At 61.6% G+C, this 24,787-nt stretch carries 22 protein-coding genes; 17 read left to right on the forward strand and 5 right to left on the reverse strand.

Annotated features, from left to right (window positions below; translation table 11 throughout):
- Positions 1–221 precede the first annotated feature (221 nt).
- Together M1B34_RS29555 and arfB are read left to right on the forward strand one after the other, a co-directional pair.
- Positions 222–1,643 carry an amino acid permease gene (locus tag M1B34_RS29555; RefSeq protein ID WP_268266985.1) on the forward strand — a complete coding sequence of 474 codons (1,422 nt, stop codon included), beginning with the start codon at positions 222–224 and terminating at the stop codon, positions 1,641–1,643.
- 88 nt (positions 1,644–1,731) lie between these two features.
- A complete protein-coding gene (arfB, locus tag M1B34_RS29560; RefSeq protein WP_123330040.1) occupies positions 1,732–2,145 on the forward strand; it encodes an alternative ribosome rescue aminoacyl-tRNA hydrolase ArfB in 414 nt (137 codons plus the stop codon).
- On the opposite strand, the gene M1B34_RS29565 is transcribed toward arfB, so the two are convergent.
- The 5 genes from M1B34_RS29565 to phhA all read right to left on the reverse strand — a co-directional run bounded on the left by M1B34_RS29565 (position 2,142) and on the right by phhA (position 5,236).
- Positions 2,142–3,341 (reverse strand): MFS transporter, encoded by a 1,200-nt coding sequence (locus tag M1B34_RS29565; RefSeq protein ID WP_268266986.1) that lies wholly within the window; start codon positions 3,339–3,341, stop codon positions 2,142–2,144. The genes arfB and M1B34_RS29565 overlap by 4 nt on opposite strands.
- 115 nt (positions 3,342–3,456) lie before the next feature.
- A complete protein-coding gene (locus M1B34_RS29570) occupies positions 3,457–3,639 on the reverse strand; it encodes a hypothetical protein (protein ID WP_123330044.1) in 183 nt (60 codons plus the stop codon).
- An 80-nt stretch (positions 3,640–3,719) separates the two neighbouring features.
- A complete protein-coding gene (locus M1B34_RS29575) occupies positions 3,720–3,848 on the reverse strand; it encodes a hypothetical protein (protein WP_259740358.1) in 129 nt (42 codons plus the stop codon).
- A gap of 170 nt (positions 3,849–4,018) precedes the next feature.
- Positions 4,019–4,375, reverse strand: a complete 357-nt coding sequence (locus M1B34_RS29580) for a 4a-hydroxytetrahydrobiopterin dehydratase (protein WP_078470965.1) — start codon at positions 4,373–4,375, stop codon at positions 4,019–4,021.
- 69 nt (positions 4,376–4,444) lie between these two features.
- Positions 4,445–5,236 (reverse strand): phenylalanine 4-monooxygenase, encoded by a 792-nt coding sequence (phhA, locus tag M1B34_RS29585; protein WP_123330048.1) that lies wholly within the window; start codon positions 5,234–5,236, stop codon positions 4,445–4,447.
- Positions 5,237–5,525: 289 nt separating this feature from the next.
- Between phhA and M1B34_RS29590 the strand changes: the two genes are divergently transcribed.
- From M1B34_RS29590 to M1B34_RS29660, 15 genes are all read left to right on the forward strand, one after another.
- Positions 5,526–7,094 (forward strand): sigma-54-dependent transcriptional regulator, encoded by a 1,569-nt coding sequence (locus M1B34_RS29590; protein ID WP_268266987.1) that lies wholly within the window; start codon positions 5,526–5,528, stop codon positions 7,092–7,094.
- A gap of 235 nt (positions 7,095–7,329) precedes the next feature.
- A complete protein-coding gene (locus M1B34_RS29595) occupies positions 7,330–8,070 on the forward strand; it encodes a flagellar basal body rod protein FlgF (RefSeq protein WP_123330052.1) in 741 nt (246 codons plus the stop codon).
- 45 nt (positions 8,071–8,115) lie between these two features.
- Entirely contained in the window at positions 8,116–8,901 is a 786-nt protein-coding gene (flgG, locus tag M1B34_RS29600; protein WP_123330053.1) for a flagellar basal-body rod protein FlgG, read from the forward strand.
- A gap of 61 nt (positions 8,902–8,962) precedes the next feature.
- On the forward strand, positions 8,963–9,658 hold the full coding sequence (gene flgH, locus M1B34_RS29605; protein WP_268266988.1) for a flagellar basal body L-ring protein FlgH: 696 nt from the start codon (positions 8,963–8,965) through the stop codon (positions 9,656–9,658).
- A 27-nt stretch (positions 9,659–9,685) separates the two neighbouring features.
- Complete coding sequence (locus tag M1B34_RS29610; RefSeq protein ID WP_123334290.1) at positions 9,686–10,774, forward strand: flagellar basal body P-ring protein FlgI; 1,089 nt, start codon at positions 9,686–9,688, stop codon at positions 10,772–10,774.
- A 10-nt stretch (positions 10,775–10,784) separates the two neighbouring features.
- The gene (gene flgJ / locus M1B34_RS29615) at positions 10,785–12,050 is read left to right on the forward strand and encodes a flagellar assembly peptidoglycan hydrolase FlgJ (protein ID WP_268266989.1); all 1,266 of its coding nucleotides are present in this window, start codon (positions 10,785–10,787) and stop codon (positions 12,048–12,050) included.
- A gap of 10 nt (positions 12,051–12,060) precedes the next feature.
- Positions 12,061–14,118 (forward strand): flagellar hook-associated protein FlgK, encoded by a 2,058-nt coding sequence (gene flgK / locus M1B34_RS29620; protein ID WP_268266990.1) that lies wholly within the window; start codon positions 12,061–12,063, stop codon positions 14,116–14,118.
- Positions 14,119–14,131: 13 nt separating this feature from the next.
- On the forward strand, positions 14,132–15,709 hold the full coding sequence (locus M1B34_RS29625; RefSeq protein ID WP_123330061.1) for a flagellar hook-associated protein 3: 1,578 nt from the start codon (positions 14,132–14,134) through the stop codon (positions 15,707–15,709).
- Positions 15,710–15,832: 123 nt separating this feature from the next.
- A complete protein-coding gene (locus M1B34_RS29630; protein ID WP_268266991.1) occupies positions 15,833–19,405 on the forward strand; it encodes a glycosyltransferase in 3,573 nt (1,190 codons plus the stop codon).
- 294 nt (positions 19,406–19,699) lie between these two features.
- On the forward strand, positions 19,700–20,473 hold the full coding sequence (gene rfbF, locus M1B34_RS29635; RefSeq protein ID WP_268266992.1) for a glucose-1-phosphate cytidylyltransferase: 774 nt from the start codon (positions 19,700–19,702) through the stop codon (positions 20,471–20,473).
- Entirely contained in the window at positions 20,455–21,537 is a 1,083-nt protein-coding gene (gene rfbG, locus M1B34_RS29640; protein WP_123330065.1) for a CDP-glucose 4,6-dehydratase, read from the forward strand. The genes rfbF and rfbG overlap by 19 nt, the downstream gene beginning before the upstream one ends.
- Positions 21,534–22,094 carry a dTDP-4-dehydrorhamnose 3,5-epimerase gene (rfbC, locus tag M1B34_RS29645; protein WP_123330067.1) on the forward strand — a complete coding sequence of 187 codons (561 nt, stop codon included), beginning with the start codon at positions 21,534–21,536 and terminating at the stop codon, positions 22,092–22,094. Before rfbG ends, rfbC begins: the two co-directional genes overlap by 4 nt.
- 11 nt (positions 22,095–22,105) lie before the next feature.
- Entirely contained in the window at positions 22,106–22,963 is an 858-nt protein-coding gene (locus tag M1B34_RS29650) for an NAD-dependent epimerase/dehydratase family protein (RefSeq protein WP_268267009.1), read from the forward strand.
- Entirely contained in the window at positions 22,953–24,023 is a 1,071-nt protein-coding gene (locus tag M1B34_RS29655) for a class I SAM-dependent methyltransferase (protein ID WP_123330070.1), read from the forward strand. The genes M1B34_RS29650 and M1B34_RS29655 overlap by 11 nt, the downstream gene beginning before the upstream one ends.
- A 19-nt stretch (positions 24,024–24,042) precedes the next feature.
- The gene (locus tag M1B34_RS29660; protein ID WP_268263379.1) at positions 24,043–24,777 is read left to right on the forward strand and encodes a cephalosporin hydroxylase family protein; all 735 of its coding nucleotides are present in this window, start codon (positions 24,043–24,045) and stop codon (positions 24,775–24,777) included.
- Positions 24,778–24,787 lie beyond the last annotated feature (10 nt).

Below are 24,787 nucleotides of genomic sequence, written 5' to 3' on the forward strand. Positions count from 1 at the left end.
GGGGTGCGTGGTGGGGCGAGAGGGTTGAGGCGTCGGCGTCTGGCAGCTGGGGTTCAGGCGTGTACAATGCGCGGCGTTTTAACGGTCACCCAACTGATGCATGACCGTTCATAACACGTTGAACTCCTGGTGCCTGCGCTGGGGTTTGATCCGCGTTGCTTAAGCCGTCCTGCGGCAGCAACGTCTATCGAACATCATCAACCCTTGCGTGAGACCCCTTCATGAGTGGACCCAACGCTGCTTCAGGCGAGCTGAAGCGCGGCCTGAAAAATCGTCATATCCAATTGATCGCCCTCGGTGGCGCGATTGGTACCGGCCTGTTCCTCGGCTCTGCCGGGGTGCTCAAGTCCGCCGGCCCGTCGATGATCCTCGGCTATGCCATCTGCGGTTTTATCGCCTTCATGATCATGCGCCAGCTCGGCGAGATGATTGTCGAAGAGCCCGTAGCCGGCTCCTTCAGCCACTTCGCCCATCAATACTGGGGCGGCTTCGCCGGTTTTCTGTCGGGCTGGAACTGCTGGATTCTCTACATCCTGGTGGGCATGTCGGAGCTCACGGCAGTGGGCAAGTACGTGCACTACTGGTGGCCCGACGTGCCGACCTGGGTCTCGGCCGCCGTGTTCTTCGTGATGATCAATGCGATCAACCTGGCCAACGTCAAAGTCTTCGGCGAAGCCGAGTTCTGGTTCGCCATCATCAAGGTGGTGGCCATCGTCGGCATGATCGCCCTGGGCAGCTACCTGCTGGTCAGCGGCCATGGCGGCCCGCAGGCTTCGGTGAGCAACCTCTGGGAGCACGGCGGGTTCTTCCCTAATGGGGTCAGCGGCCTGGTGATGGCCATGGCGATCATCATGTTTTCCTTCGGTGGCCTGGAAATGCTTGGCTTTACCGCTGCCGAGGCCGACCAGCCGAAGACCGTGATTCCCAAGGCGATCAATCAGGTGATCTATCGCATCTTGATTTTCTACATCGGCGCCCTGGTGGTGCTGTTGTCCCTGACGCCTTGGGACAGCCTGCTGGCGACCCTCAATGCGTCCGGCGATGCCTACAGCGGCAGCCCGTTTGTCCAAGTGTTCTCGATGCTGGGCAGCAGCACCGCGGCGCAGATTCTCAATTTCGTGGTCCTGACTGCAGCCCTGTCGGTCTATAACAGCGGCACTTACTGCAACAGCCGCATGTTGTTGGGCATGGCCGAGCAGGGCGATGCGCCGAAGGTCCTGGCCAAGATCGACAAGCGCGGCGTGCCGGTGCTGTCGATCCTTGCATCAGCAGTGGTGACGTTCATTGCGGTGGTGCTCAACTACCTGATTCCGCAGCATGCCCTGGAGCTGCTGATGTCCCTGGTGGTGGCGACCCTGGTGATCAACTGGGCGATGATCAGCTACTCGCACCTCAAGTTCCGCCAGCACATGAATCGCACCCGGCAAACGCCGTTGTTCAAGGCCTTGTGGTACCCCTACGGCAACTACTTCTGCCTGGCGTTCGTGGTGTTTATCCTCGGCATCATGCTGATGATCCCGGGCATTCAGGTGTCCGTGTACGCGATCCCGGTGTGGTTGGTGTTTATGTGGGGCTGCTACTGGATCAAGAACACGCGCCGTGCCCAGGGCCCACAATCGGCGGCCAACACTTCGCTGAAATAGCGCCTCAGCTTACCCCGACAAACCCGGCCCCGGCCGGGTTTGTCATTTCTGGCGTATCCTGTGGGCCCTTAACACGGATACCCGTTCCATGCTGGTGATTTCCAACAACGTGCACCTGGCCGATGCCGAGATCGAATTGACTGCCATTCGTGCCCAGGGCGCCGGTGGGCAGAACGTCAACAAGGTCTCCAGCGCTGTGCACCTGCGCTTTGACATCCCCGCGTCGTCCTTGCCGCCGTTCTATAAGGAACGCCTGCTGGCCCTGAGTGACAGCCGTATCACCAGCGACGGCGTGATCATCATCAAGGCCCAGCAATACCGCACCCAGGAGCAGAATCGCGCCGATGCCCTGGAGCGCCTTACCGAGCTGATCCTCAGTGCCACCAAGGTGGAAAAGAAACGCCGTCCGACCAAGCCGACCCTGGGCTCGAAGAAGCGTCGCCTGGAATCCAAGACCAAGCGCGGCAGCATCAAGGCCGGTCGCGGCAAGGTGGATTTCTAGCGCGCGTCGCGTTCTTCGCGGTACTTCGGCGCCTGGTGATACAGGTAAAGGCTGAGCAGCAAGCCGCTGAGGGCGGCGATGGCGGCGAACAGGAAGATCGAGGCGAAGCCGAAGCCGGCGGCGATCGCTCCTGCCAGCGGGCCGGTAATCCCCAGTGACAGGTCGATAAACAGCGAATAGGCACCCACCGCAGCCCCGCGGCTGGAGGCCGGCACCAGGTTTACCGCCTCGACCCCCAGGGCCGGGAACACCAGGGAGAAGCCGAAGCCACTCAAGGCTGCGCCCGCCAGGGCCCAATGGGCGTCAGGCGCCAGCCATAGCAGCAATAGCCCGAGGGTTTCCACCGAGAGGCAGGCGATGGCCACACGAAAACCGCCCAGGCGGTTGATCAGATTGCCGAACAGCAGCCGTGCGCCAATAAAGCTGGCGCCGAACAGGCTCAGGCACAGCACCGCGTTGGACCAGTGCTGGGCGGTGTAATACAGGGTGATAAAGGTGGCGATGGTGCCGAAGCCGATGGAGCCCAGGGCCAGGCCGCAACCGTGGGGCAGCACCCGCCCCAGCACATGCATGAAGGGCAGGCGTTCACCGGCAACGATGGGCGCAGCGACTTTAGGCCAGGCCAGTGCCAGACCGATCACCGCCAGCAGGATGATGCTCACGCCCATGCTCCAGAGTCCCAGCCGGTCCACCAGCCAAACCCCGAATGGCGCGCCGATGGCCAGTGCGCCGTAGCTGGCGATACCGTTCCAGGAAATCACCTTGGCCGTGTTTTGCGCGCCGACCCGGCCGATACCCCAGCCGATGGAGCCCGAGCCCACCAGGCTCTCCGCGCTGCCCAGCACCAGTCGGCCGATCAACAGGCACGCCAGGCTCAGTGCCGGAAGGTTGTGCAGCCATGCCGAAAGCAGCATGAATACGCCGCTCAGGCCGCAACCGGCAAGGCCGTACATCACTGCGCGCTTGCTGCCCAGGTTGTCGATGATTTTGCCGGCGTAGGGTCGGCTGAGCAGGGTGGCCAGGTACTGCACGCTGATCACCAGGCCGGCGATCACCGCACCGAAGCCCAGGTCGCTGTGGACGTAGCCCGGCAATACGGCCAGGGGAATGCCGATGTTCAGGTAGCCGATAAAGGTGAAAAGGACGATGGAAACGACTTGCAGCGTGACCGCCATGGGTCGCTGGGTATCTGGCATGGGTAAAGGTCCACTGGCGCAGCAGGATAGATAGGCTGCTTATGATACCGATGCTTGGGGGGAATCTGGGGTAGAAATCGACGCGCTGTTCAGATGTTTCTGTGCGTGGAGACGATCAGGGCTGATCGGGTGCCAGCAATTGGGTGGTGACCAGGGCGGCAAGGGCGTTTTCCTGAGTGCCGAAACGGGCCAGCAGGACGGCCTGCTTTTCTTTGCTGAGACGGTTCCAGACGTCGATCATTTTTTCCGCGGTGCCAATCAGGACGCTGGCTTGGGTTTCGCTGGAGTGGTCGGTCATGGTCGGGCTCATTGGCAGGTGTTTCAGGCGGTGTGGAAAGCGCATGAAGGAGCGCTTTCCACACGGTCTGGAGTGCTTTTTCAGTCTTCGCTGTCGGCCTTGCGGCTGTCGGCAGATTTCGGCTCGGGCTGTTGGGCGCCGGCTTGTTGCGGGGTTGTCTGCTCAGTTTCGTGCAGGCTTGGGAAGGGGAGATTAGGAATCTCGTGCATGTTCGTTGCTCCTCGCAAGGTCTGTTTTTTAAATCGCTGGGTAGATCCGCGCTTTTAAAAAGCCTGGGCAGGATACAGCACTGGAAATGACAATTAGATTTTTTATCGCCCCTTGGGGATGAAAGGGATTTCATCCTCAAGGGGCGCGCGGGCAATTCCCTTGAAGAGTATTACTTGCGGCCTTCGGCGGTCTGGGCCACTTCATCGGTGCGGGCGGCCATGATGAAGTCGTTGCGGTGCAGGCCTTTGATCGAGTGGCTCCACCAAGTCACGGTGACTTTGCCCCATTCGGTGAGCAGGCCCGGGTGGTGGCCTTCGGCTTCGGAGATTTCGCCCATGGCATTGGTGAACGCCAGGGCAAATTTGAAGTTCTTGAACAGGAAGACTTTCTCCAGTTGCATCACGCCGTCGCGGACCTCGATGTTCCAGTCCGGGATCTGCTTGATCAATACCGGCAGTTCTTCGTCGCTGACTTGCGGTGCGTCGGCGCGGCAGGCTTCGCAGTGGGCTTGGTTGAGAGCGGTCATGGTGGGTTCCTGGGTTGAATGCTGGTTGGCGATGATGGGGTTGGCAGGCAGCGCGGGAGGGCTACCGGTTCAGGCGGCCTTGGGTTTGGGTGGAAACTTCGGCGCGTGCAGCCCCACCTGCATGCCCTGGTGAACCAGGGCCATGATGTCTTCATGGGCCAGGTCGAACAGGCGCTTGAGGCTGGGCAGGACGAAGTAGATCGGTTGCAGGATATCGATACGGTACGGCGTACGCATGGCTTCCAATGGGTCGAACGCCTGGTGCTCTGGCTCGCTGGAGAGGCTGTACACCGTCTCCTTCGGAGAGGACAGGATGCCGCCGCCATAGATGCGCTGGCCCTGGGGTGTGTCCAGCAGACCGAATTCGATGGTCATCCAGTACAGGCGCGCCAGGTACACCCGTTCTTCCTTGGTGGCCTGTAGGCCGAGCTTGCCGTAGGTGTGGGTGAATTCGGCGAACCAGGGGTTGGTCAGCAGCGGGCAGTGGCCAAAGATCTCGTGGAAGATGTCCGGCTCTTGCAGGTAGTCCAGTTCTTCGCGGGTGCGAATAAAGGTGGCGACCGGGAAGCGTTTGCTGGCCAGCAGTTCGAAGAAGGTCTGGAAGGGGATCAGCGCCGGCACCCGGGCCACTTGCCAGCCGGTGGTGGCGCCCAGCACCTGGTTGATTTCGTCCAGTTGCGGGATGCGCTCGTGGGGCAGGCCTAGCTTGTCGATGCCGTCCAGGTACTCCTGGCAGGCGCGGCCTTCAATGACCTTCAGTTGGCGCGTGATCAAGGTATTCCACACCGCGTGTTCTTCGGCTGAATACTCGATAAATCCGTGCGCGTCGGGCTCGCGGGCCACGTACTGCGTCTGCTTCATGCTGCTCTCCTGCCGAGATGCGTTCTTGTTATGTGTGACCCTAGAGATACCCCAGGGTGCCCCTCGGCGCAGCAGGTCTTGAGTGGCCTGATCGTACCGTGGAATGTTTTTTGTAAAGTTTTCGTTACGAAATACTCCTCATGCCCGGAATGTCGAGGCTTGGCGCTTTGGAAAAGGCTATGGCTGTCACGTAATCTTGACGACTTTCTGCGTCGTCCCGTAAAAACATGGTCGTCGGACTGCCTTTTTCCCTTGCCTGTCCCTTCCCACTCTCTTGGGCCTTCTCTCTATGCGTATCAAAGTTCACTGCCAGAACCGCATCGGCATTCTGCGCGACATGCTCAACCTGCTGGTGGAGTACGGCATCAACGTGGCTCGTGGCGAAGTGGGCGGTGAGCACGGCAATGCCATTTATTTGTACTGTCCGAACCTGATCAACCTGCAGTTCCAGGCCCTGCGTCCGAAATTCGAGTCCATCGCCGGGGTGTTTGGGGTCAAGCGTGTGGGTTTGATGCCCAGTGAGCGCCGGCACATGGAGCTCAACGCCTTGCTGGGGGCGCTGGAGTTTCCGGTGCTGTCCATTGACATGGGCGGCTCCATTGTTGCCGCCAACCGGGCGGCGGCGCAGTTGCTCGGGGTGCGGGTCGATGAGGTGCCTGGTATCCCGCTGTCCCGTTATGCCGAGGACTTCGACTTACCCCAGCTGGTGCGGGCCAACCAGTCGCGGATCAATGGCATGCGGGTCAAGGTCAAGGGTGACGTGTTCCTGGCGGATATCGCGCCCTTGCAATCCGAGCACGATGACAGCGAGGCCATGGCCGGTGCGGTGCTGACGCTGCATCGGGCGGATCGGGTCGGTGAGCGCATCTATAACGTGCGCAAGCAAGAGTTGCGTGGCTTCGACAGCATTTTCCAGAGCTCCAAAGTCATGGCTGCGGTGGTTCGGGAAGCGCGGCGCATGGCGCCGCTGGACGCGCCCTTGCTGATCGAGGGCGAGACCGGCACCGGCAAGGAATTACTGGCCCGTGCCTGTCACCTGGCCAGCCCGCGGGGGCAGTCGCCATTGATGGCGCTCAACTGCGCCGGCTTGCCGGAATCCATGGCCGAGACCGAGTTGTTTGGGTACGGCCCGGGGGCGTTCGAGGGCGCGCGGGCCGAAGGCAAGCTGGGGCTGTTGGAGCTGACGGCGGGCGGCACCCTGTTTCTCGATGGCGTTGGCGAGATGAGCCCGCGCTTGCAGGTCAAGCTGCTGCGCTTTCTGCAAGACGGTTGCTTTCGCCGAGTGGGCAGTGACGAAGAGGTGTACCTGGATGTGCGGGTGATCTGCGCGACCCAGGTGGACCTGTCGGAGCTTTGTGCCCGGGGCGAATTTCGCCAGGATTTGTACCACCGACTCAACGTGCTGTCCCTGCATATTCCGCCCTTGCGCGAATGCCTTGACGGTTTGCCACCACTGGTGGAGCACTTCCTTGATCAGGCCAGCCGGCAGATTGGCTGTGCCTTGCCGAGACTGGCGCCAGCGGCCCTGGAGCGCCTGGGCCACTATCACTGGCCGGGCAACGTGCGGCAGTTGGAAAACGTGCTGTTCCAGGCGGTGTCTTTGTGTGAGGGCGGCACCGTCAAGGCCGAGCACATCCGCTTGCCCGATTACGGCGTGCGTCAGCCCCTTGGCGAATTCTCCCTGGACGGCGGCCTGGATGAGATTGTCGGGCGTTTCGAAAAGGCCGTGCTGGAGGCCTTGTACGCCGAGCACCCCAGCAGCCGCCAACTGGGCAAGCGGCTGGGCGTGTCCCATACCACCATCGCCAACAAGCTGCGTGAATATGACTTGGGCAAGGGGGCGGCAGGCGAAGGGTGACGGAGGGCGGCGGAGGGCGGCGAGTCGGCCCTGTGTATCAGGGAGGTTACTTGCCGTAAGCGGCATAAGTCCGCCGTTTTTCCGTCTCGGGTGTGCGCCTGAAAAATCGCCCGATCCTTGCAAAGGCCTGGCCCGCTTGGGTACGAGCACATGGAAATCAAGTTGGTGCGCTTATTGCTTATGGCTCATCAGTACAGCGGTGGGCGGCAAACGTCCGGCAGATAGAGGAAAGACTGTGGACAAGTACCTTTACGTGGCAATGACCGGCGCCAGCCAGAACGCACTGGCGCAGAAGGCTCATGCCAACAATCTGGCGAACATCTCCACCAACGGTTTTCAGCGTGACCTGGAACAGGCCCGCTCGATGCCGGTGTTCGGTGACAGCTTTCCGGCGCGGGCCTTCGCCATGAGCGAACGTCCAGCGACCGACTTCACTCCGGGGTCCCTGGTGGAAACCGGGCGTGACCTGGATGTGGCCGTCAGCGGCAATGGCTGGATCGCCGTGCAGGGCGCTGATGGCTCGGAAAGCTATGTGCGCACTGGCAGCCTGAATGTCGACGCCTTGGGTGTGCTGCGTGCCGGCAACGGCATGCCGGTGATGGGCAATGGCGGTCCGATCGCCGTACCGCCGGAGCAGAAGGTCGAAGTCGGCCAAGACGGCACCATCAGCATCCGCGCCATGGGCGAAGGGCCGCGAGTCATGGCCGAGGTTGACCGCATCAAGCTGGTCAATCCTGACCTGAAGAGCATGACCAAGGGCCTGGACGGTTCGATCAAGACCAAGGACGGCCAACCGGCCCCTGTCGATGCCAACGTGCAGCTGGTCTCGGGGTTCCTGGAGTCGAGCAACGTCAACGCTGTGGAAGAGATGACCTCGGTCCTGGCCTTGTCCAAGCAATTCGAATTGCACATCAAGATGATGAACACCGCTAAAGAAGACGACCAGGCCATGGCTCGGGTCTTGCAGATCAGCTAATTACCAGTACGTAGCGCCGTAAAACAGGCGCGCGAGGAGAATCGAATGCTTCCGGCTCTATGGGTTGCCAAAACCGGTCTGTCCGCCCAGGACACCAACCTGACCGTGATTTCCAACAACTTGGCCAACGTGTCGACCACGGGTTTCAAACGTGATCGCGCCGAGTTCCAGGACCTGCTGTACCAGATCAAGCGTCAGCCGGGTGCTCAGTCCACCCAGGACAGCGAACTGCCGTCGGGCCTGCAAGTGGGTACCGGTGTGCGCATTGTCGGCACCCAGAAGAACTTCACCGCCGGCAGCCTGCAGACCACCGAGCAGCCGCTGGACATGGCGGTCAACGGTCGCGGTTTCTTCCAGATCCTGCAGCCCGATGGCACGACTTCCTACACCCGTGACGGCACTTTCCACCTCGACTCCAACGGCCAGATTGTAACGGCCAACGGTTTCGCCCTGGAGCCTGCGATCGTCGTGCCTAACGATGCCCAGACCTTCACCGTGGGCCAGGACGGCACCGTGTCCATCACCATCGCCGGCAACCCGGCTTCCCAGGTGATCGGCAACCTGCAGACAGCCGACTTCATCAACCCGGCCGGCCTGCAAGCCGTGGGTAACAATCTGTTCCTGGAAACCGCCGCCAGCGGCGCGCCGCAAATCGGCACGCCGGGCCTGAACGGCTTCGGCACCACGCTGCAGAACACCCTGGAAACCTCCAACGTCAGCACCGTTGAAGAGATGGTCAACATGATCACCACTCAACGTGCCTACGAGATGAACTCCAAGGTGATCTCCACCGCCGACCAGATGCTCTCGTTCGTAACGCAGAATCTGTAATCAAGTCTTTGAGGCGGCCATGAGTCTCAATGGCGCGCCTGCAACACCGTGAGGAAGGGTCATGAATCGGTACGTTTGTCTTCTAGCACTGAGTGGGATTGCCGTGCTTGCGGGTTGTGTCTCGCCGCCGCCAAAACCCAATGACCCTTACTACGCGCCAGTGTTGCCGCGTACGCCATTGCCTGCGGCCGCCAACAACGGGTCGATCTACCAGGCCGGTTTTGAGCAGAACCTCTACGGTGACCGCAAGGCGTTCCGGGTCGGTGACATCATCACCATCACCCTGAACGAAAGGACTGCGGCCAGCAAAGGCGCGAACTCGGCCCTGACCAAGACCAGCACCAACAGCATCGGCCTGACCTCGCTGTTTGGCGCCGTGCCCAATACCAACAACCCGTTGAGCGATGGCGACCTGACCTTGAACGCTGGCTACAGCGGCAACCGTGCCACCAAGGGCGACAGCAAGGCTGCCCAGAGCAACAGCCTGACCGGCTCGATCACGGTGACGGTAGCGGACGTCTTGCCCAACGGCATCATCGCCGTGCGGGGCGAGAAGTGGATGACCCTCAACACCGGTGATGAGCTGGTGCGGATTGCCGGCCTGGTCCGGGCTGACGATATCGCCACCGACAACACCGTGTCGTCGACCCGTGTGGCCGATGCGCGCATCACCTACTCGGGCACCGGTTCGTTTGCCGATGCGAATCAGCCTGGCTGGTTCGACCGTTTCTTCCTCAGCCCGCTTTTCCCTTTCTAGGTGGCCACGTTGAATTTCAAGCACCTGATGGCGGCCGTGTTGTTGCTGTCCACTTCCCTGGGCGTTCAGGCCGAGCGGTTGAAGGACATCGCCAGTATTTCGGGCGTACGTTCCAACCAATTGATCGGCTATGGCCTGGTGGTGGGGCTCAACGGTACGGGTGACCAGACCACTCAGACCCCGTTTACCCTGCAGACCTTCAACAACATGCTGTCGCAGTTCGGCATCAAGGTGCCGGCCGGTTCCGGCAACGTGCAGTTGAAGAACGTCGCGGCGGTGTCGATCAGTGCTGATTTGCCGGCGTTTGCCAAGCCGGGCCAGCAGGTGGATATCACGGTGTCGTCCATTGGTAACTCCAAGAGCCTGCGTGGCGGCACCCTGCTGCTGACGCCGCTCAAAGGTATCGACGGCAACGTCTATGCCATTGCCCAGGGCAACCTGGTGGTGGGTGGCTTCGATGCCGAGGGTCGTGACGGTTCGAAGATCACTGTCAACGTTCCGTCGGCGGGTCGAATTCCCGGCGGGGCCTCGGTGGAGCGTGCCGTGCCCAGTGGTTTCAATCAGGGCAACAGCCTGACCCTGAACCTCAATCGTTCGGACTTCACTACGGCCAAGCGTATCGTCGACAAGATCAACGACATGCTCGGCCCTGGCGTGGCCCAGGCCATCGACGGCGGTTCGATCCGCGTCACGGCGCCCCTGGACCCGAGCCAGCGTGTCGACTACCTGTCGATCCTGGAAAACCTCGAAATCGATCCAGGCCAGGCAGTGGCCAAGGTCATCATCAACTCGCGCACGGGCACCATCGTGATCGGTCAGAACGTCAAGGTGTCGCCGGCCGCCGTGACCCACGGCAGCTTGACCGTGACCATCACCGAAGACCCGATCGTCAGCCAGCCCGGGCCTCTGTCCAATGGCGAGACCGCAGTAGTACCTCGCTCGCGGGTCAACGCTCAGCAGGAAGCCAAGCCGATGTTCAAGTTCGGCCCCGGCACCACTCTGGATGAAATCGTTCGAGCGGTGAATCAGGTGGGGGCGGCGCCAGGTGACTTGATGGCGATCCTCGAGGCACTGAAACAGGCTGGCGCGTTGCAAGCCGACCTGATTGTGATTTGAGGTAGAGGTCATGGATATTCGCAAGGGCGGTGTGCTTGGCAGTGGGGATTCGGGGGCTTACTCCGACCTCAACCGGCTTAACCAGCTCAAGGTCGGCGACAAGAACAGCGAAGGCAACATGCGCAAGGTGGCGCAGGAGTTCGAGTCGCTGTTCCTGGGGGAAATGCTCAAGTCCATGCGCTCGGCCACCGAGGCCCTGGGCAAGGACAACCCGCTCAATACGCCAGCGGCCAAGCAGTACCAGGAAATGTACGACCAGCAGCTGGCCGTGTCGCTGTCGCGTGAAGGCGGCGGTATCGGCCTGGCCAATGTGCTGATGCGTCAGATGATGAAGAATAAGCCGGCAGTGCCAGGCGCTGCTTCGGCCTTGCCGGGAGCCAGCAGTGAGGCCCCGGTCGCCACACCCACCGCGATTGCCGCGGGTACCACGGCCTTAGGCGGTCCACTGACTCGGGTTAACGGCCAGCGTCCGCTGTGGGCTTCGCGTGCGGTGGACCCGCAGACCTCCGGCACCAGTCACAACGATATGGCGTTGCTTAACCAGCGGCGAATTTCCCTGCCAAGCAAGCTGACGGATCGTTTGTTGGCGGGCATTGTGCCTTCGGCTGCTACCGACGCTGCGGCAAAAAATGCCGCGCCAGGTCGCACCACGGCCGCCACCGATGCCGTGATCAAAGGCGAGTCGCTGACTGCCCTGGGGCGTGGCGCATCTCGCAACTCGCTGCAGATTTACAGCCGCGCCGTGGCCCAGCCGCCGTTGGCTCCGGCGAAGAAAGCCTTCAGTTCCTCCGACGAGTTCGTCGCCACCATGCTGCCCATGGCCAAGGAAGCGGCCGAGCGTATTGGTGTCGATCCGCGGTACCTGGTGGCCCAGGCGGCCCTGGAAACCGGTTGGGGCAAATCGGTCATGCGTCAGCAGGATGGCAGTAGCAGTCACAACCTGTTCGGCATCAAGGCCGGCAGCAGTTGGAAGGGCGCGCAGGCCCGGGCGATCACCAGCGAGTTCCGAAATGGCGAGATGGTCAAGGAGACGGCAGCGTTCCGTTCCTACGATTCCTACCAGGACAGCTTCCATGACCTGGTGACCTTGTTGCAGAGCAACAATCGCTATCAAGAAGTGTTGAAGGCTGCCGATAAACCAGAACAGTTTGTACGTGAGTTGCAAAAAGCCGGGTATGCAACCGACCCGGACTACGCAAGCAAGATCTCGCAGATAGCCAAACAGATGAAGAACTACCAGAACTACGCTGCGGCGAGCGCCTCCACGAATTTATAAGGTCTGAATCATGAGTTTGCTCAATATCGGGATGTCGGGGCTGTCCGCCAGCCAAACGTCGTTGATGACCACGGGTAACAACATTGCCAACGCCGACACCGCCGGTTACTCGCGTCAGCAAACCGTGCAGGGCACCAAGGCCTCGAACCAGTATGGCAACGTCTTCATCGGCAGCGGCACGACCCTGGCCGATGTGCGTCGGGTGTACAACAGCTACATCGACGCCCAGCTGCAGACCACCACTTCCCTGAACAGCGACGCGGCGGCCTACCTGGGCCAGGTCACGCCGGTGGATCAGTTGTTGTCGGACAGCGGCACCGGCATCAACGGCGCCCTGACCAAATTTTTCGCCTCGGTGCAGAACCTCAACGCCAAGCCGACCGACGAGGCCGCCCGGCAGTTGCTGCTCAGCGACGCCCAGGCCTTGAGCAACCGCTTCAACTCGGTGTCGACTCAGCTCAATGCGCAGAACGCGAGCATCAACGGTAACCTCACCAGCATGGCCGATCAGGTCAACAAGCTGGCGGCGACCGTGGCTCAGTTGAACCAGAAAATTTCCGAAGTATCGAGCAGCGGCTCGGGCATGCCCAACGACCTGCTCGACGCGCGTAACGAGACCGTACGCCAGCTGTCGACCTTCATTGGGGTGCAGGTATCGGAGCGCGGTTCCAACGTTGACCTGTACCTGGGCAGCGGCCAGCCGCTGGTCATGGGCAACACCTCCAACACCCTGGAAGTGGTGGCCGGCAAGACCGACCCAAGCCGTTCCGCCCTGCAACTCAATCGCGGCTCCAGCACCATCGACATCACTTCGGTGACCACCGGCGGTGAAATCGGCGGCCTGTTGCGTTATCGCAGTGAAGTGCTGGACCCGGCGATGAATGAACTGGGGCGCGTGGCCCTGGTGATCGCCGATCAGATGAACAGCCAGATGGCCCAAGGCATCGACAAAAACGGTGAGTTTGGCGGCAACCTGTTCAACGACATCAACAGCGCCGCGCTGGTCAACCAGCGCAGCATTGCCAGCAACGGCAACGATTCGACCTCGGGCAACTTCGCGGTCACCATCGAAGACACTGGCAAGCTGACCACCTACGACTACCAGGTGACCTTCACCACCGCCACCGACTATTCGGTCAAGCGTTCCGACGGCACCGACATGGGCACCTTCACCACGACGCCACCGCCGAACCCGGCGCCGGTGATCGACGGTATCTCCATGGTGTTCAGCGGCAGTTCGGTTGCCGGTGACAGCTTCAAGATCACCCCGACTCGCAACGCCGCCACCACCATCCAGACCGAGATGACCGACGCCAAGCGTCTGGCGGTCGCCGCGCCGTTGAAGGCTGAAATCCTGCCTGGCGCCCAAGGCTCCCTGACCATCGCCGCCCAGCCTTCGCTGACGGTGCCGGTGGACATCTACGATAGTGCGGCAAAAATTGAGATGCAGACGGCGATCCAGAACTCGGGTCCGGTCAAGCTGGTATTCGATGACGCCGCCAGCGGCAGCCAGGGCTACAAGTACTACGACGCCAAGGGCACGCTGATGGGCAGCGGCTCCATCGTGCCGGGCCAGAGCAACACCCTGAACCTGCAGATCAACATGGTCGATGCCACCGGTGCGCCGATCACCGATGGCGGCACTCCAGCGGTGCAGAAGACCTTCACTGTGGCCATGACCGTCGCCGGCTCGCCAGCGAGCGGTGATTCCATGAGCATCTCGGTTAACGGTGCGGGCTCCACCGACAACCGTAACGGCCTGGCCCTGGCTAACCTGCAGACCAAGCAGACCGTGGACACTGGTTCGGCGAGTAAAGGCATCACCTTGGTGGACGCCTACGGCAAGCTGGTGGAAAACGTCGGCGCCAAGGCCAGCCAGGGCAAGCTCGACAGCGCCGCCACCGAGAGCATCCTGGCCAACGCCAAGAGCGCCCGGGACTCCCTGTCCGGGGTCGACCTGGATGAAGAAACCGGCAACCTGGTCAAATACCAGCAGTACTACACAGCCTCTTCGCAGATCATCAAGGCTGCGCAGGAAATTTTCAGCACGCTGATCAACAGCCTTTAAGGAGTCGTAACCCATGCGCATTTCCACCGCCCAGTTTTACGAGTCTTCGGCTGCCAACTACCAGAAGAACTTCGCCAACGTGGTCAAGAGCAGCGAAGAGGCCAGCAGCCTGGTTCGCGTCAACACCGCGGCCGATGATCCGGTAGGTGCCTCGCGCCTGCTGCAACTGGGCCAGCAAGCCTCGCTGTTGAATCAGTACGACGCCAACACCACTACCATCAAGGCCACCCTGGGCCAGGCCGAAGCGGCCATGACCAGCATCACCAACGTGTTGCAGCGCGCCCGTGAGCTGGCGGTCAGCTCCGGCAACGCCGGGTTCACCGATGCCGACCGTCTGTCCAACGCTGCTGAACTGGGTCAGATCGAAGAGCAACTGCTCAGCCTGATGAACACCCAGGACGAAAACGGCAAGTACATCTTCGCCGGTTCCAAGAGCGATACCCCGCCGTTCAGCCGCAACTCCGACGGCACCTACAGCTACAACGGTGACCAGACCAGCCTCAGCCTGCCCGTGGGCGATGGCATGACCATGGCCACCAACAGCACCGGCTGGGATGTGTTCCAGCAGGCAATCAACACCAGTCGTACCCAGATCAGCCTGCCAACGGGGCAGGTGGATGACGGGCGTCTGGTGTTGTCCGATGGCCAGGTTGGCAACAGCGCCTCCTATAACTCCGCGTTTCGTAGCGGTGCGCCCTATACCATCACCGTGACCAACGGTAACCAGTTGAAGATCCAGGATGCCGCTCTCAATGATGTGACCTCGGATGCCAGCGCCAACGGGATTTTCAAGGCGGACGGTGGCGCCGACTCGCAGACCGTGAGCTTCCGTGGGGTGGACATTCGACTGAACGTCAACCTGCAGACGGGTGATGATCCGGCGACAGTGCTCGATGGCAAGGTTTTCACGCTGGAAGCCAAGCCCGACAGCTTTAACGCCTCCCGTAGCCCGGGTAACCCGAGCACGGCGCAGATCCTCAGCACTGAAGTTACCGATTCTGCGGCCTACAACGCAGCCTTCCCGAATGGTGGGGCGATTCTGAAGATCGGCGCGGGCGACACGTTCGAGCTGTACGCGTCCCCCCTCACGTCGTCGAGCAAGCCGATTGCCAATGGTCCGTTGACCGGCACACCGCCGGACACCGTTGTCGCCGCCGGAGTGACCTTTACCCTGACCGGTACTCCGAACCAAAATGACCAGTTTTCGGTGGCGGTGAACAATCACCAGACCCAAAACATTCTGGATACCATCAGCCAGTTGCGCACCGCACTGTCGACACCCATCAACGGTGATCCGGTTGCCAAGCAGAAGCTGGTCGCGGCCCTGGATACGGGGATGGCTAACTTGGCCGCCGGTACTGATCAGGTCAGCAATGGCTTGAGTTCGGTGGGTGGTCGCGGCCAGTCCCTGGACACTCAGGTGGAAACCAACGCCAGCCTGCGTGCGGCCAACACCCAGACCCAGTCGGCGATCCGTGATTCCGACCCGGCAGAAGTGATGACCCGCTTGACCCTGCAGCAAACCATGCTGCAGGCCTCGCAACTGGCGTTCAGCAAAATCGCGCAATTGGGCCTGTTCAACAAGGTCTGAGTCCGTCGTCAAACAGCGCTTGCCCTCGCATAGCGCTGTCGAGCCGCCAACCGTCTTTTCCAAGCGGTTCTGGAGCCTTTGCCGGATCACCGGCAGGGGCTCGCCGCTCGAGAGTTTTTCTACGTGAACCACACTCCGCTCGTCAGTATCGTCATCCCGGCGTTCAATCCGCGTTTCTTCCGCCAGGCCCTGGAAAGTGCCTTGGCGCAAAGTTACCCGTCCCTGGAAATCCTGGTCTGTGATGACAGTGCCGGTGATGAAATCCGCCAGGTCGTCGACGACCTGGCGGGGGCGCCTCACCCCATTCGTTATGTGCGCAATCCGCAGCGGCTCGGCCTGCAAGGCAATGTGCTGCGGGCGGTGGAGTTGGCACAGGGCGAGTTGATCAAGATCCTCTGCGACGATGATCGTCTGTTTGCGCCCTGCATTGAGCTGCAAGCGCAGGTGTTGGCAGAGCATCCGGAGGTCAACTTGGTGTTCGGCCTGCGGATTTTTGGCGACGCCGGCAATTTCATCTTGCCGTCGCGGATCACCAACTGCCGCTTTGTGCCGACCGATGCCGTGCTCAAGGGCGATGACATGTTGGCGATTTTCGAACTGTCGCCGCGAAACTTCCTCGGCAATTTCAGTTCGGCGCTGATGCGTCGCGCGGATGTGCTGGAACTGCTGCCAGCGGTCATCCAGGACGGCGCCGGTTTCTACGGGCTGCTGGATTTTGCCCTGTTCGTCTGCCTGATGCGGCGGGGCAACCTAGCAGCCCTGAACACGGTGTTGAGCACCGAGCGCTTGTACCCTGAGCGCCTGAGCAATACCCCGGAAATGCTCAAGGCGAGGACCACCGAGTGGGAGTGGATCCGGCAGATGCTGGCGGTGCGCAACGGCGAGTCGGCACCGGCCAGCGGCTGGGTGCGATACGTTGAGCTGCGCAAGGCTGCCGAGCAGCCACGGCAATGGCAGGAAGTCGGTGTAGGCCGAGTCCTGGGCAATCGCACCACGGTGATCGAAGGGCGGGTGGGTTGTGAGGCCCAGAGTTACCAGGAGTTCTATCGTGAGTGGCTGGCCGTGCGCCGGTTCTCGGCGGTCGAGCAACGCCATATGGATCAGCGCATCGGCAGTTGGAGCATGCGTCCGCAGATTGTGCCGGTGGTGATTGATCGGGGTGGCGATGCGGCAGTACTGCGCCAGACACTGGAGAGCATCGCCGGGCAGCTGTACCAGCCGCCGGCAGTGTTGCTGCTGTCCGACGCAGTGTTCGAGATGGACGCGCGAGTGGTGCAGTTACCCTTGGCGGATAACTGGGCGCAGCAACTCAACGGTCTGTTGCCGCAGTTGGAAGGCAGTCAATGGTTCTATTTGTTGCAGGCCGGTGACCGCTTGCAGGAGTCGGCCTTGCTGGTGCTGGCTGAGCGCATTGCCAACACCCCGGGCATGTTTTGCGCCTACAGCGATGAGGGCGCCTTGGCCGAGGTGGGCTCCACGGACCCCGTATTCAAGCCGGACTTCAATGTCGACCTGATGCGCTCCTATCCCTATGTCGGGCGGACCCTGGCCTTCCAGCGTGAGCGCTTCATGGCCATGGGCGGGTTTGATTCCCAGCAGGGTGAACTGGCGCCCCATGACCTGCTCTGGCGCCTGGTGGAAGAGGCGGGCCCGCAGTGTGTGGAGCACATCGCTGAGATCCAGCTTGAGTCCGTCTTCGACTTTGCCCAATGGCTGTCTCTGCCCGACGTCGTCGAGGGCAGCGCACGGCTGGTCAGTGCACACCTGTCACGCATCGGTGCCGAGCACCGGATTCGTCTTGGCGACTTGCCGTTGCTCAACCGCATTGACTACCTGCATGCGAAGCGTCCGTTGGTGTCGATCATCATTCGCTGTGGCGATTCCCTGGCGTCGCTGCAGCGTTGCATTGAAGGGCTGATCGAAAAGACCGCCTACAGCCGCTACGAAATTCTGCTGGTGGCCAGCGATCGGTCCAACCCGGCCATGGGCGACTGGCTGGCCGCGATGGCGCAATTGGACGCGGCCATGCTGCGGGTATTGCCGTATGCCGGTGTGCTGAATGACGCGGCCATCGGCAACTTCGCCGCCGGCCAGGCCCGTGGTGATTACTTGCTGCTGCTCAGCGCGCGCAGCGTGATCTGCGCCGCCGATTGGCTGGACGAGCTGCTCAACCATGCCCAGCGTCCGGAAGTCGGTGTAGTGGGGGCCAAGCTGCTGGCGGCTGATGGCTCCATCGCCCATGCCGGGCAGATCCTCGGCCTGGCGGGGCCGGTGGGTTCGCCCTTTGCCGGCGACACCGCTACCGCGCGTGGTTACATGCAGCGCTTGCAGGTGGCACAGAATTGGAGTGCGGTCAGTCGCGATTGCCTGATGGTGCGCAAAGAGGTGTTCGACAGCGTCGGAGGCCTGGATGAAGCGCGTTTCACCCTCGGCCTCAGTGACACCGACTTGTGCCTGCGGGTCGACCGTAACGGCTACCTGGTGGTCTGGACCCCTTATGCCAGCCTGATCCTCGGCCCTGATACCGCGGTCGACCAGGCCCCAGGCACCTTGCAAGTGCAAGAGGCCGAGCATGAGGCCTTTTATCACCAGTGGATGCCCAAGGTCGCCCGCGATCCGGCCTATAACCCGGCCCTCAGCCTGGGTTTTTCCAGCTTTAGCCTGGAGCCTTCGTTGCGCAACAACTGGAGTCCGTTCTGCAGTCGAAGCTTGCCGTTGATTCTCGGCTTGCCGGTGAACGATTCTGCCGTGGGGCATTACCGGGTCATCGGCCCGCTGGCGGCGCTGGAGGCGGCGGGGCGGGTGATTGCCCGGGTTGCCTACGAGTCGCCGTCGACCGTGGAGATCGAGCGCATTGCCCCCGATACCATTGTGCTTCAGGGGCGCTACAGCGAAGGTGCGGCCGACGATATTCTGCGGATGAAAAAATACTCCAGTGCGTTGCGCATCTTTGAAATCGACGACTACATCGTCAGCGCACCGAAGAAGAATTCTCACGCTCGCAACAAGCCGGTGAACACCGAAGATTTGTTACGCCGGGGCATTGCCTTGTGTGATCGGGTGGTGGTGACCACCCAACCCCTGGCGGATGCCTTGTCGAGCATGCACAGCGATATTCGCGTGGTGCCCAATATGCTGTCGCCGGATCCCTGGGCGGGCTTGAAAAGTCGCCGTGGCACGTCCAGTAAACCACGGGTTGGCTGGGGCGGAGGCACCAGCCATACCGGCGACCTGGAGCTTATTGCCGACGTGGTGCGTGAGTTGGCCGATGAGGTGGAGTGGGTGTTCTTCGGTATGTGCCCTGAGGGCCTGCGCCCATACGTGCATGAGTTCCACTCCTCGATTTCCTTGCGCAACTACCCCTTCAAGCTGGCCAGCCTCAACCTCGACCTGGCGTTGGCGCCGTTGGAGTTCCATATCTTCAACGACTGTAAAAGCAACCTGCGCCTGCTGGAGTACGGCGCCTGTGGTTACCCGGTGATCTGCACCGACACCGAGGCCTATCGTGGCTTCCTGCCGTGCACCAAGGTCCATAGCAACAGCACTGAGGAATGGTTGCAGGCGATTCGCGTGCACCTGGCCGATCCCGAGGCCAGCTACCGCATGGGCGATGAGTTGCGTGAAGCGGTGCACCGTGACTTCATGCTGCGCAGCGACAATCTGCAGCACTGGCTGTGGGGTTGGCTGCCGGACTGATGGGGCGTTGTTGTCCTGAATGCCTGAGGGGCTCACCGGGTATTCAGGGCGTGCTTGAGGCCCTTTCGGCTGTTCTTTTCCCTTGTGTGAAGGGCGCGTTCAACGCGCCCGATCTTCTGCTGCCACCTCAAGGTGCGCCCCGCCTGCAATTGGCGCACTTCCTGCAAGCCTGCCTGATATCGCCATAAAACCTTCATCGCGTCGCGGTGCAGGTGGCCGGTCAATGATGTGCAGCGGGCGCCCCGCGCAGCCCTGCCAGGCTGAGTGGGCCGTACACGGAGCAAGAGGACAGCGATGAAGGCAGTAATTCTGGCAGGTGGTCTCGGTACGCGAATCAGCGAAGAGTCGCACCTCAAGCCCAAGCCGATGATCGAGATCGGCGGCAAGCCAATTCTTTGGCACATCATGAAGCAGTACTCCGCCCACGGAATCCACGACTTCGTCATCTGCCTGGGCTACAAGGGCTACGCAATCAAGGACTTCTTCGCCAACTACTTCCTGCACACCTCCGATGTGACCTTCGACATGCGCAACAACCGCATGGACGTGCATCAGAACTACAGCGAGCCGTGGAGCGTGACCCTGATCGACACCGGCGAGGAAACCATGACCGGTGGGCGCCTGCGGCGTGCCGCGCGGTACCTGCAGGATGATCCGGCGTTTTGCTTCACCTACGGCGATGGCGTGTCTGATTTGAATATTCGCGCGCTGGTGGACTTCCACCAGGCCCACGGCAAGTTGGCGACCGTGACCTCAGTGCAGCCGCCGGGCCGCTACGGCGCCTTGGAACGCAGCGGCGACCAGGTGCTGGGCTTCACGGAAAAACCCCGGGGCGATGGTGGCTGGATCAACGGCGGCTTTTTTGTCCTGTCGCCCAAGGTGTTGGGTTACATCGACGGTGATCACGTCAGTTGGGAGGCGGCTCCCCTGGAACGCCTGGCCAAGGAAGGGCAGTTGCACGCCTTTGAACACGGCGGCTTCTGGCAACCCATGGACACTCTGCGCGACAAGAATCACCTGGAACAGTTGTGGCAGAGCGGGGAGGCCCCATGGAAACAATGGGACTGAGCCCGGCGTTCTGGCAGGGCAAGCGTGTCTTGCTCACCGGTCATACCGGCTTCAAGGGCAGTTGGCTGGCCCTGTGGTTGCAGAGCCTGGGGGCCGAGGTCACGGGCTTTGCCCTGGACCCGTCGACCACCCCAAGTCTGTTCGAATTGGCCCGCGTGGCCGAGGGCCTCAATGACCAGCGCGGTGACCTGCGAGACCTGGGTGCCTTGCTTGAGCTGATCGCCGAGACCCAGCCGGAAATCGTCCTGCACCTGGCGGCCCAGCCCCTGGTGCGTGAAGGTTATCGAGACCCTCTTGGCACCTACTCCAGCAATGTCATGGGCACCCTCAACCTGCTTGAGGCGATTCGTCAGGTCGGCGGGGTGCGTGCCTGTGTGCTGGTGACCACCGACAAGGTCTACGCCAATCAGGAATGGCTCTGGCCCTATCGGGAAAACGAAGCCCTGGGCGGTCACGATCCCTATAGCAGCAGCAAGGCCTGCTGCGAGTTGCTGGCACAGTCTTACGCGGCTTCTTTTTTTGCCCCCGAGCGCCATGCCGAGCACGGCCTGGCCCTGGCCACGGCACGGGCGGGCAATGTTCTGGGCGGCGGCGACTTTGCCCCTGAACGCTTGATTCCCGATGTGCTCCAGGCCTGGTCGGCAGGGGAGCCGGTGACCTTGCGTTATCCCCAAGCGGTGCGCCCTTGGCAGCATGCCCTGGAGCCCCTGGCCGGCTACCTGCAACTGGCCGCCGGCCTGTATGAGCAGGGGCCGGCGTTCAATGGGGCGTGGAACTTCGGCCCGGGCGAGGCGGACATGTGCAGCGTCGGCGAGGTGGTGGAATTGCTGGCCCAGCGTTGGCCCGAATCCCCAGGGCTACGGGTCGAACCCAGTGACCTGCATGAGGCTGGGTTGCTACGCCTGGACAGCAGTCGTGCCCGCCAGCGCCTGGCCTGGCAGCCGCGCTGGTCGTTGCAGCAATGCCTGGAGCAGACCCTGGACTGGCACCTGGCCTGGCGCGCAGGTGAAGACATGCGTGTGGTCAGCCTCAACCAATTGAATCTCTACAAGGAACGAGCATGAATGAAGTCAAGCTCCAGGCATTGCGCCTGGAAGGGCTTTATCTGATCCAGCAAAAGGTCTTCAGCGACGAGCGCGGACGTTTTGCTCGACTGTTTTGCCAGACTCGCCTGACCCTGGAAGGACGTTCTTTCGATATTCGCCAGATCAACCACTCGCGGACCTCGGAACGCGGCAGTGTACGTGGCCTGCACTTTCAGCAGGCCGGGTTTGCCGAAGCCAAGCTGATTACCTGCCTGCGGGGCGCGATCTGGGACGTGGCGGTGGACTTGCGTCCCGAGTCGTCGACCTTCCTGCAGTGGCATGCCGAAGAGCTGCGCGCCGATGATGGACGCAGCCTGCTGATCCCCCGTGGTTTTGCCCATGGCTTCCAGGCCCTCGAAGAGGACAGTGAAGTGCTGTACTTCACCGATGCCGACTACGCCCCGGAGCATGAAGCCGGGCTGTCGGTGAGCGATCCGGCCTTGGCCATCAACTGGCCGCTGCCGGTGCGCAACCTGTCGGCCAAGGACGCTTGCCATCCGCTGTTGGACGCGCAATTCCCGGGCGTGCGCCTGTGATCTTGCCGGCCATCAAGGTGCTGGTCACCGGTGCCACCGGTTTTGTCGGCCAGCACTTGGTGAGTGCCTTGCTGGATCGGGGTTTTGCGGTGCGCGCCGTGGCCCGGCGACGTGAACCGGCTGAGTGCTTGCCTTGGTTCGCGGCGGTGGAGTTCGTCGAAGCCGATGTGCACGCTGCCGATCTCGACGTGGCTGCCTTGGCCGCCGGGGTTGACGCCCTGGCTCATCTGGCCTGGCCCGGCTTGCCGAACTATCAGGCCTTGAGCCATTTCGAGCGCACCTTGCCGGCAGACTACGGCTTTATCAAACAGGTGGTGCAAAGCGGCGTACAGCAGGTGCTGGTCACCGGTACCTGTTTTGAATACGGCCTGCAAAACGGTGCCTTGAGTGAAGACACTGCGCCGCAGCCTGTCACGCCCTACGGGCTGGCCAAAAATACCCTTCGCCTGTTCCTTGAAGCCTTGCAGCGCGAACAGCCGTTTAACCTGCAGTGGGCGCGCCTGTTCTACCTGCACGGTGCGGGACAGAACCCCAAGAGCCTGTTGGCCAGCCTGGATCGGGCGATCGATGCCGGTGATGCGGTGTTCGACATGTCGGCCGGTGATCAATTGCGTGACTACCTGGCCATTGAAGAGGCGGCCCAGTGGCTGGCCCGTTTGCTGGCCCGGCGCGACGTGGCCGGAGTGATCAACTGTTGCAGTGGTCAGCCGGTTTCCCTGCGGGACCTGGTGGAACAGCGGGTCCGGCAACGTCACTCGAATATTGCCCTGAACCTTGGGCACTACCCTTACGCCGCCCACGAACCCTTGGCGTTTTGGGGTGTGAACCAGCGGTTGCAGCGCCTGGCAGGAGACGCCCATGAGGCATGAGTTGTATCGCGCCACCGGTTTGCCGGTGTTGCAGAATCGCACCTTCGCCACGGCCGAGCAGGCTCGGGCTTCAGGCAGCGCCGATATCGTGTTGGTGCAGGACGACGACAGCGGCTTGATCTTCAATCAGGCCTTTGACGCCGACAAGCTCAGCTACGACAGCGACTATCAGAACGAACAGGCCCATTCCGGCCAGTTCCAGCGGCACTTGCAGGATGTCGAAGGTGTGATCGCCCGGCATTTCAAGGACCGCAAACTGATCGAGGTGGGCTGCGGCAAGGGCTATTTCCTCGAGATGCTGCGCGATCGCGGCTACTCGATCACCGGCATCGACCCCTCCTATGAGGGCGATAACCCGGAGGTGATCAAGGCGCCGTTCACCCGTGAACTGGGGTTGGCCGCCGATGCCATCGTGTTGCGCCATGTGTTGGAACACATCAGCGACCCGGTGGGTTTCCTCGAAGAGATCGCTGCGGCCAACCAAGGCGGGCAGATCTATATCGAGGTGCCGTGCTTCGACTGGATCGTCGAACACAACGCCTGGTTCGATGTGTTCTACGAGCACGTGAATTATTTCCGCCTCGGCGATCTACGCCGTCTGTTCGGCACCGTGCATGAAGCCGGGCACTTGTTCGGCGGGCAGTACCTGTACCTGGTGGCCGACCTGTCGACCTTGCGCCGCGACTGCGAAGAGCCGGTACAGCGCCTGGAGTTGGCGGAGCACTTCACTGCCAGTTTGCGGCACGCGGTGTCGCTGATTCAGGGCAGCGCCGGCCAGGGCGTGGGCATCTGGGGGGCATCGTCCAAGGGTGTCATTTACTCGCTGTTCCTGCAGCGGGCCGGGGTAACGGTGGACCATGTGGTGGACATCAACCCGTCCAAGCAGGGGCGTTACCTGCCGTTGAGCGGTGCGCGCGTGTCTTCCCCGCAGGAAGCCCTGGACAGCCTGCCGGCGGGTGCCCACCTGCTGGTGATGAATTCGAATTACCTGGAAGAAATCCAGCGCATGACCGATGGGCGCTACGTCTATCACGCCGTCGACAGTGCCGCATTCCAATGACTTTTCAGTGAGACCGGACATGACTCAAACACACGCACAAGCATTCGAAGCCGAGAGCCAGGCGGAAATCCGCGCTCAGGGCGAGAATGAAAACCTCAAGGGCCTGGCCCGGGACTTCTTCAACGAGTCGGCCAAGCATAAGTACAGCTATCACTTCTCCTGGATGGGCCGGCCGATCATTCAACTGCCCCAGGACATGATGGCGATGCAAGAGATCATCTGGCAGGTCAAGCCGGACCTGGTGATCGAGTGTGGCATCGCCCATGGCGGTTCAATCATCTACTACGCCTCGCTGCTGGAGTTGCAGGGCCACGGTGAAGTGCTGGGCATTGATCGCGACATCCGCCCGCACAACCGCGAGGCCATCGAAAGCCATCCGATGTTCAAGCGCATCAGCATGATCGAAGGCTCCAGCGTTGACCTGGCGGTGGTCGAGCAGGTTCGCGCATTGGCCGCGGGCAAGAAGGTGATTCTGGTGCTCGACTCCAACCACACTCACGAGCATGTACTCGAAGAATTGCGCCTGTACGCGCCGTTGGTGTCGGTGGACAGCTACTGCGTGGTGATGGACACCGTGGTCGAGGACATGCCGGCGGACTTCTTCCCTGATCGTCCGTGGGGCCCGGGTGACAACCCCAAGACCGCGGTCTGGGCCTACCTGGAAGAAAATCGCGATTTTGAAATCGACCAGCAGATGCAGAACAAGCTGCTGATCACTGTGGCGCCAGACGGTTATCTGCGCCGGGTTCGCTAATTACCATCGC

Source organism: Pseudomonas morbosilactucae, from assembly GCF_023241715.1.
In the GTDB taxonomy this organism is placed as follows: domain Bacteria; phylum Pseudomonadota; class Gammaproteobacteria; order Pseudomonadales; family Pseudomonadaceae; genus Aquipseudomonas; species Aquipseudomonas morbosilactucae.